This is a genomic window from Embleya sp. NPDC127516 (genome assembly GCF_044765325.1).
GTDB lineage: Bacteria > Actinomycetota > Actinomycetes > Streptomycetales > Streptomycetaceae > Embleya.
Genome location: NZ_JBIWJT010000031.1, coordinates 115,840 through 123,039, shown reverse-complemented (window position 1 = coordinate 123,039; position 7,200 = coordinate 115,840). Strand labels below are relative to the sequence as shown.

The window sequence follows — 7,200 nt, the reverse complement described above, 5'->3', positions numbered from 1 at the left end:
ACCGCAAGGTCATCACCGCCTGAAGCAGGGCCACGACACCCCCCTGCGGGGCCGACGACGGACGCACCGCCTCTCGGCGCGCCCGCCGCCGGCCCTGATAAGTGTCGGCCGCCGCGAACGTGTCGGGCCGGGAGGCGGGGCTCCTCTTCGGCCGCGGGGCCCGGTCGTGCCGACGCCGATTCGGGTCGGCGGACGGCGGGAGGTCACTCGGTCGGGACGGGGCCCCGGCAGGAGGCCGGTTGCGTCACAGTCCCAGGAGGCTGACGTGTACGGGTGATTCGGGGGAGTGGCCGGCGCCGGCCCCGGCGCTGTCGCGTATCCCGTAGGAGACCTGGAGGCCGCCGCCGCCGGCGGCGAGGACGGTGACCAGTCCCGCGTTCACGGTGACGCGCCGGTCCTGGACCTCGCGGGCAAGGACGGTGTGGCGCACCTCGATCGACCCCCCGCCACAGATGGACGGTGTCGCCCGCTCGGATACCGGAGGACGGGAGGAGGGGGATGTGGACGGGCACGGTGAGCAGTACCGGCCCGTTCACCGGCGCGTGCACCTCGGGCGCGCGTCCAGGGCCCAGGCCGGCCCGCCACCAGGTACACCCGCACCCGGGCCGCCCGGCTCCAGGCGGACCGGTTCCCGACGACGTCCTCGATCCTGTGGGCGATCGGAACCTCGCCGCCGAGCTCGAAGACGCCGGCCACGGGTTCGCGTACCTGATCCGGGACCGGGACGGGAAGTTCACCGCCGCCTTCGACGCCGTATTCGCGTCGATCGGAATCGAGATCGTGCCCACCGCGCCGCAGGCGCCGCGCATGAACGCCTTCGCGGAACGCCGGATCACCTCCGTGCGACGCGAATGCACCGACCTGCTTCTCGTCACCGGCGAACACCACCTGCGCACGGTCCCCGCCGCGTACGTCGAGCACTACAACACCGGACGCAGCCACCAAGGCGACGGACTGCAACTGCGTGCCCCCGACGACGACCCGAACGTGCTCGCGTTCCCGGCACGGCTCGACCGGATATGCCGTCGCCAAGTCCTCGGAGGGCTGCTCAACGAGTATCTTCCGCCGGCCCAGCCGGTGATGGATGTGGAACTCGCGGCCGTGCAGCCCGCTGTGGGTCTGCCCGAACAGCCCCGGGCCGCCCGTGGTGAAGCGGACCAGCACGGCGATGACGAGCAGAGCCGGCGCGTGCGGGGTGCCCGGCCTTGTGGCGGTCAGGGCGTATCGCTAACGTCCGCGCATGGCGCTGAAGACTCTGGAGATCAACCAAACGTGGGTCGAACGTATGCTCCGCCTGGCCGAATCTCCGTGGGAGCGGGCCGCGGTGGAGCAGCGCTTCGTCGACTACGGCTGGATGCGGCCCGGCGAGGTGCTCGACTGGTTCGGCGGGGCCTGTGCCCCGCATGTCATCACCGGTTCCGATGACGGGATCGGCTACCGGCTGGAGTTGGAGGCCGCAGATGACTCCGGCCGGCCGGAGATCGTCGGGGTGCGGCTTGCGTGTGCGCTCTTCTGGCCGCCGTCCGGCCAAGAGGTGGATGAGGACGAGGAGGACGAGCTCGACGGCGACTACACCTCCGAATGGGTCCGGTTCCCCGACGCCCGCCGCGAAGCCTTCGAAGCGGAGTACGTCCGACTCCGCGCCCTCGTGGCCGCCGAGCTGGGCGAGCCGGACAAGGAGGAGCCCGATGAACAGAGCGACCGCACGGCCCTGTGGCGGCGGCCGGAGTTCATCGTGGAGCTCATCGTCATGGACGACGTCAACACCTACTCGTACTACGACGTGATCCTGCTGCGGGTGGCCCGCTCCTGGTGACGCGGCGGCGTGCCGAGGACGCATGGGTTGCAACGCGAGCCCCTGCGCGTCTTGAACGACCGGAGGGCGGTCGGTGTTCGAGATCGACCCCGGCCCGGCCGAGAGGCGGCCCGCGTCGCGTACGAACGTGCCAGTTCCCCCTGTTCCAGCGCGCGGACCCGCGTCGTGCCGTTCGGCGTCATGGTCGGGGTGCGCGCCTGGGGGTCGACGATGCAGTGTCCGTCGATGAGCAGACGGGCGCACCGTAGGCGGAGGCGGTCGACGGTGGAGACGGTGTCGGGCGCAACGAACCGCTGTCGGCCGTGGCGCTGCACCCTGTCGAGGTCGACGGCGAGGGAATCGAGTGCGTCGGGCTCGGCGTTGCGGACCGGATGATCGAACGCTTCAAGGAGCAGGTGGCGTCGGCGACCAAGGGGGCGGGCGAGCGGGGACCGACGAGGGGAGATCTGAGGGTGCCGCTAGCGTGGCCGCATGGAGCGCAGCCCGCTGGACGAATGGCAAGCAATGCGTCGCGTCGTCGACGGCGTTCGGCGCTACGGCGCGTTCGAAGCGCGGACCTCCACGAAGGCGCTCGCGGCCATTGCCGGCTGCACGATGCCGTTGCTCGCGGCGATGGCGGGGTCGTTCGCGAGTCCGAATCCGGACACGCCGAAGGTGCTCGTCCCGGTTATGGCGGTGCTGCTGGTGCCCGTCGTCGTGTGGATCGTCTGGCTGGTCGTGCCGCGCGTGCGGCTGCGGGTCGACGCGGACGGCATCGCGGTCCGCGGGCGGCGCGTCGTGGCGTGGGAGGACGTGGCCGAGTTCCGGACCGGGATCGCCGCGGGGCGGGCACCGCAAAGCTACGTGCTGGTCGAACGCGCCGGCGCCGCCGGCCCGCTGCCGCCCGTGAAGCTGCCGATTCTGCTCGACGTCGACACGGCAATTCTGCGGGCCGCACTCAACACCCTCCTCGTCGAGCAGCGCGAAGGAACACGGCCCGGCCCCGGACCCGTCCGGCCGCGCCCGAGCCGGCCCTGACGCGGCCCACTGCGCACGTGCTTCCCACACACCGACTCGGACGAACCGGCCTGTGCGATCGAGGCGTTCGTCGCCCACTTGGTCTCGGAGTGACCAGCGTGGCGGCCTCAGCAGAGCTTGCCGGCGCCGCCGCGATCACCGCGTTCGCACGCGCTCGGGACTCCGACCGCCACGGGCACGACGTCCGCGCCACCCGCAAGCGCCTTCTCGACCGACCCGGCCCGACCGAACCGACCCCGCGTCGTCGTGTCCGAGGGGACGATGGATCGCCCATCTTGCGGCCGTCCCACAATCGGCCGTCACCGCCAAGCGCGATGCCATGCTTGCCGAGGTTTGTCACGACATTCCCGAGGCCCGGATCCTCGACAGCAACGACTACGCGTCCCTCCAGCCGAACTTCCGGGTCTCCTACGTCAACGGGCCCTTCGATTCACCGCACTTACGTATTGCCGGCATCACGGCCGCACAGCCGCTGCCGGATGCGTCGGCCAATGGGTCAGCAACGTCGCCACCGACAGTCGGTACTTCTGCGCGCCTACCATGAACGGCGCAAGCGGAATCTCCCGCTGTGACTGACGAGTCCTTGTCTCGCAGCCACACGCCAAAGACGTAAGGGTCGGTGACCTGGTCGATGATCTGCTGTGGGCGTTGGTTGATCTCGTCGCGGTTGACGAGGAGTTCGTCGAGGTCGACCTGGCCGAGGATACGCACGCCATGCCTCTGCGACATCGAGCGCGCCGTCGAATCAGTCGGGGCCAACGCATGCCTGATCGGCGAAGACGCTCGGGGTGACGACGCTGTCGACCAAGTTCCCCGACGGCCCGAACACGCCTACATCCGAACCCGGTCGGTATCCCCGGAAGTGGAACCGATTCTGCGCGTTGGTGCGGTTCACGGACCGGTCGTCGCTTGGCTCGTTCGGTGCCACGATCTATCGTTCGGCACGGACGAGAAAGATCGAATTCCGGGGGACTGATGCGCGGTTACGTCGTTCGAACGGTCACTGCGGCGGTGCTCGGCACCGCACTGGTCGCGATATCGTCCGCCTGCACCTCCTCTTCCGGGCGCGGGCCCGGAGCCGCCTGGCCCGATCGTTCGGAGGCGCATACCGAATCCGCCTACCAGGGGCCGACGCTGCCGGGTCTCGAGGCGAAGCCCTTGTGGTCCACGGAACTCGCCGACGAGGACGCGGCTCGGCCGAGTCCGCCGATGTTCGCCTTGGGGTCCGGAACCGTGGTCGTCTTCGCACGCTCCAGGCGTGTTCCCGGCGACACACCGGGCCCATCGGATCCCGGAAGCGGCGGGGGCGTTGCCGTCGAGTTGCGCGACATCACCACAGGGAACGTGCGCAAGACCTTGACCTTGGACGGCGTCGTCACGGGTGAGACCTGGCTGGGCAAGCCGGCGATCGTCGTGCGCGGAGAGCGGATCGTCCCCTCCGACGGCCTCACCAAGGAGACTTCCTTCCGAACCGTCCAGGCCTGGGACGAACGCGGCGAGCGGATCGGCGCGGTGGAGCTTCCCGGTGGGGGCGAGGCACGGGTCCAGGACGGCTGGATCATCGAACCCACCGGCGTGAGGAACACCTCCGTCAAGGTGCGGCGCGCCGACGACACGGGCCCCGGCCGCGTTTTCACCTGCGAGCCGGGCGACGACTGCTCCTTTTCCACCAGGGGGCGCACGGCCGTCGTCGTCGGCGCGGGCGAGAGCCCGATCCTGGTCGAGGGCACGATTTTCAAGTTCGAGGACGTCAAGGACGACACCCTGGAACGACACCGCAGGCTCGTCGCGTTCGACGCCTCGACGGGCGCGCGGCGATGGGACACCGACACGGTGGAGACACCTGCGAACACCGACCCGCGAGACCTTCGCTCCACCTACGCGCCCGATGTCATCGGTACCGTGAACGGCAAGCTGGTCATCGCATGGATGAAGCACCCTTCCGGCCGACTCGTGGGCCTGTACGACCCGGTCACCGGTGCGCTGACCGCCGCAGGCCCCTCCCCGAAGTCGTCCTCCGTCCTGGTCACCGACGCGACGGGCAGCGTGGTGGTCCTGGGCGGCGAAGGTGCCGATACGGACGGTGCACGAAGCACCGCATGGGAACCGGCATCGGGCCGGACCCTGTGGCAACAGGACGACGACGAGGTCGCGTTCACCCCGTACAGCATCGTCGGCGGCGTCCTGTACGGACGGACCCGGGCTCGTACCGCGATCGCCCTCGACGTGCGCAGCAAGCAGGTCATGGCCCGCGACCTGGACGTCGACGAAGAGCCACTGCCGCTGGGCGCGCACCATGCCCTGGTGGTCACCGGTACCCGGATGTTCGTCTTCCGGACCCGCGTGGGCTGACGTGCCACGGTTTCGAAGTGGCGGTGTGAGTAGGGACGTTACCGGTGCGGGCCGTCCGCTGCGGTTCGGGAGCAAACCCGGCCTGGGCTGGACGGCCTCGCCTTTCCGGTCCCGCGTGTGCACGTCGATGTGCACCCGGACGGGCTCGGCGGGGTGACGATCTCGCCGAGTCGAAGAACACCGCAGGTCGGAGGGCGCAGCTCGCCGGATGTGCGAAGCGGCTGAGGCTATGCCACGACTCTGAGACTGAATCGGCGTGTCATCGCCGGGAGACAGCGAAGAAGTCGCTGGTCAGAAGACCGGCTCTTGCCACGGGCGTTGAGACTCCACAGCACGGACGAAGCTCCCACCGGTGCCGGGCCGGCAGGCCGGGCGTCGGTGTTCGGGACGCTTGCGAGGGTCGGCCGTCGTCATCGTGCGCGCTTCCCTCCCTTTCCGCGTACTCGAGGGCGCCGCCCCCGTTACCTTTTTCGTGGTCCTGAAATGGGGCTCCTGGCCTCCGGGTCCGGCATGGCTTTTGCCCCCTGTCGAACGCATGACCTGGGGGGTGGTGTCACCGGACCCGGAGCACCGTTTGACCGCTGATGAGAGGCCTGACCGCCACCCGGCCGAGCGCAACGCCCGGCCAGCGAAGGGTGGTTGGTCTGCGTAACGTGGATGCGCGCGTGCGGTGCGAAGGCATGAGGCCGGGACCGGAACGACACCCTGGGAGGGGTGCGGTGCTCGACACCGGCGACATCAAGGTCTTCCTCGGCCTGGACGTGGGCAAATCCGACCACCACGGCCACGGCCTCACGGCCGCCGGCAAGACCGTGTTCGACAAGAGGCTGCCCAACAGCGAACCGAGACTGCGGGCCGTCTTCGACAAACTGCGGGCGAAGTTCGGGACAGTGCTGGTGATCGTCGACCAGCCCGCCTCGATCGGCGCCCTGCCGCTGACGGTGGCCCGCGACGCGGGCTGCGAGGTCGCCTACCTGCCCGGCCTGGCGATGCGCCGGATCGCGGACCTCTACCCGGGCGAGGCCAAGACCGACGCCCGCGACGCCCACGTCATCGCCGACGCCGCCCGCACCATGCCCCACACCCTCCGAGCCCTGGAGGCCACCGACGAGACAACCGCGGCCCTGACGGTCCTCACCGGCTTCGACCAGGACCCCGCCGCCGAGGCCACCCGCACCAGCAACCGCATCCGCAGCCTGCTCACCCAGTTCCACCCCAGCCTCGAACGCGTCCTCGGACCCCGCCTGGACCACCCGGCCATGACCCACCTCCTCGAGCGACACGGCTCGCCCGCCGCCCTGCGCAAGGCCGGACGCCGCAGACTCGTGGCCCTGATACGGCCGAAGGCACCGCGCATGGCCGAACGCCTCGTGGACGACGTCTTCGACGCACTCGACGAACAGACCGTCGTCGTCCCGGGCACCGCCACCCTCGACACCGTCGTGCCCTCGTTGGCCCGCTCGCTCGCCGCCGTCCACGAACAACGACGCGCCGTCGAAACGCAGATCGGCGAGCTGTTGGAGGCCCACCCTCTTTCGCAGGTCCTGACCTCGATGCCCGGAGTCGGAGTCAGGACCGCAGCCACCCTCCTCGTGACCATCGGCGACGGAACCTCGTTCCCCACCGCCGCCCACCTGGCCTCCTACGCCGGCCTCGCCCCGGCCACGAAATCCTCCGGCACGTCGATCCACGGCGAACACGCCCCCAGGACAGGCAACCGACTCCTGAAACGGGCCATGTTCCTCTCCGCGTTCGCCGCCCTGCACGACCCCGCCTCCCGCACCTACTACGACCGATGCAGAGCCCGCGGCAAAACCCACACCCAAGCCCTCCTCCGCCTCGCCCGCCAACGCATCAACGTCCTGTTCGCCATGCTCAGAGACGGAACCTTCTACGAATCCCGACCGGCCGAACCGGTCGCAGCATGACCCGATCTCGGTTGACGAAAGACATAGAGGCACCCCCCGGCGCCGATCCGCGATGCCTTGTGTCCGACGAACGTGAACGGCCGGGCA

Annotated in this window: 6 protein-coding genes and 1 pseudogene; 5 read left to right on the top strand and 2 right to left on the bottom strand. The window is 69.8% G+C overall.

Going from position 1 to position 7,200, the window contains the following annotated elements; translation table 11 throughout:
* Window positions 1-244 precede the first annotated feature (244 nt).
* On the bottom strand, window positions 245-430 hold the full coding sequence (locus tag ACIRL2_RS40615; protein ID WP_402239194.1) for a hypothetical protein: 186 nt from the start codon (window positions 428-430) through the stop codon (window positions 245-247).
* Window positions 431-498: 68 nt separating this feature from the next.
* Here ACIRL2_RS40615 and ACIRL2_RS40610 point away from each other — a divergent pair.
* From ACIRL2_RS40610 to ACIRL2_RS40600, 3 genes and pseudogenes are all read left to right on the top strand, one after another.
* Window positions 499-936, top strand: a pseudogene (locus ACIRL2_RS40610) (integrase core domain-containing protein); the annotation flags it as partial.
* A 304-nt stretch (window positions 937-1,240) separates the two neighbouring features.
* Window positions 1,241-1,816, top strand: coding sequence for a hypothetical protein (locus tag ACIRL2_RS40605; RefSeq protein ID WP_402239198.1), 576 nt, complete (start codon window positions 1,241-1,243; stop codon window positions 1,814-1,816).
* A gap of 471 nt (window positions 1,817-2,287) precedes the next feature.
* Window positions 2,288-2,833: a hypothetical protein gene (locus ACIRL2_RS40600; RefSeq protein WP_402239192.1), complete on the top strand. Its 546-nt coding sequence runs from the start codon at window positions 2,288-2,290 to the stop codon at window positions 2,831-2,833.
* A gap of 408 nt (window positions 2,834-3,241) precedes the next feature.
* Here ACIRL2_RS40600 and ACIRL2_RS40595 read toward each other — a convergent pair whose 3' ends face one another.
* Window positions 3,242-3,544, bottom strand: a complete 303-nt coding sequence (locus tag ACIRL2_RS40595) for a hypothetical protein (RefSeq protein WP_402239190.1) — start codon at window positions 3,542-3,544, stop codon at window positions 3,242-3,244.
* A gap of 633 nt (window positions 3,545-4,177) precedes the next feature.
* On the opposite strand from ACIRL2_RS40595, the gene ACIRL2_RS40590 reads away from it, so the two are divergent.
* Window positions 4,178-5,185, top strand: coding sequence for a PQQ-binding-like beta-propeller repeat protein (locus tag ACIRL2_RS40590; protein WP_402239187.1), 1,008 nt, complete (start codon window positions 4,178-4,180; stop codon window positions 5,183-5,185).
* Between the two features lie 680 nt (window positions 5,186-5,865).
* Window positions 5,866-7,113 carry an IS110 family transposase gene (locus ACIRL2_RS40585; RefSeq protein WP_402239186.1) on the top strand — a complete coding sequence of 416 codons (1,248 nt, stop codon included), beginning with the start codon at window positions 5,866-5,868 and terminating at the stop codon, window positions 7,111-7,113.
* Window positions 7,114-7,200 lie beyond the last annotated feature (87 nt).

Bases quoted from the DNA above. Each gene is read 5' to 3' on its own strand.
- ACIRL2_RS40585 (WP_402239186.1), top strand. From the start codon at position 5,866: ATGAGGCCGGGACCGGAACGACACCCTGGGAGGGGTGCGGTGCTCGAC.
- ACIRL2_RS40605 (WP_402239198.1), top strand. From the start codon at position 1,241: ATGGCGCTGAAGACTCTGGAGATCAACCAAACGTGGGTCGAACGTATG.
- ACIRL2_RS40600 (WP_402239192.1), top strand. From the start codon at position 2,288: ATGGAGCGCAGCCCGCTGGACGAATGGCAAGCAATGCGTCGCGTCGTC.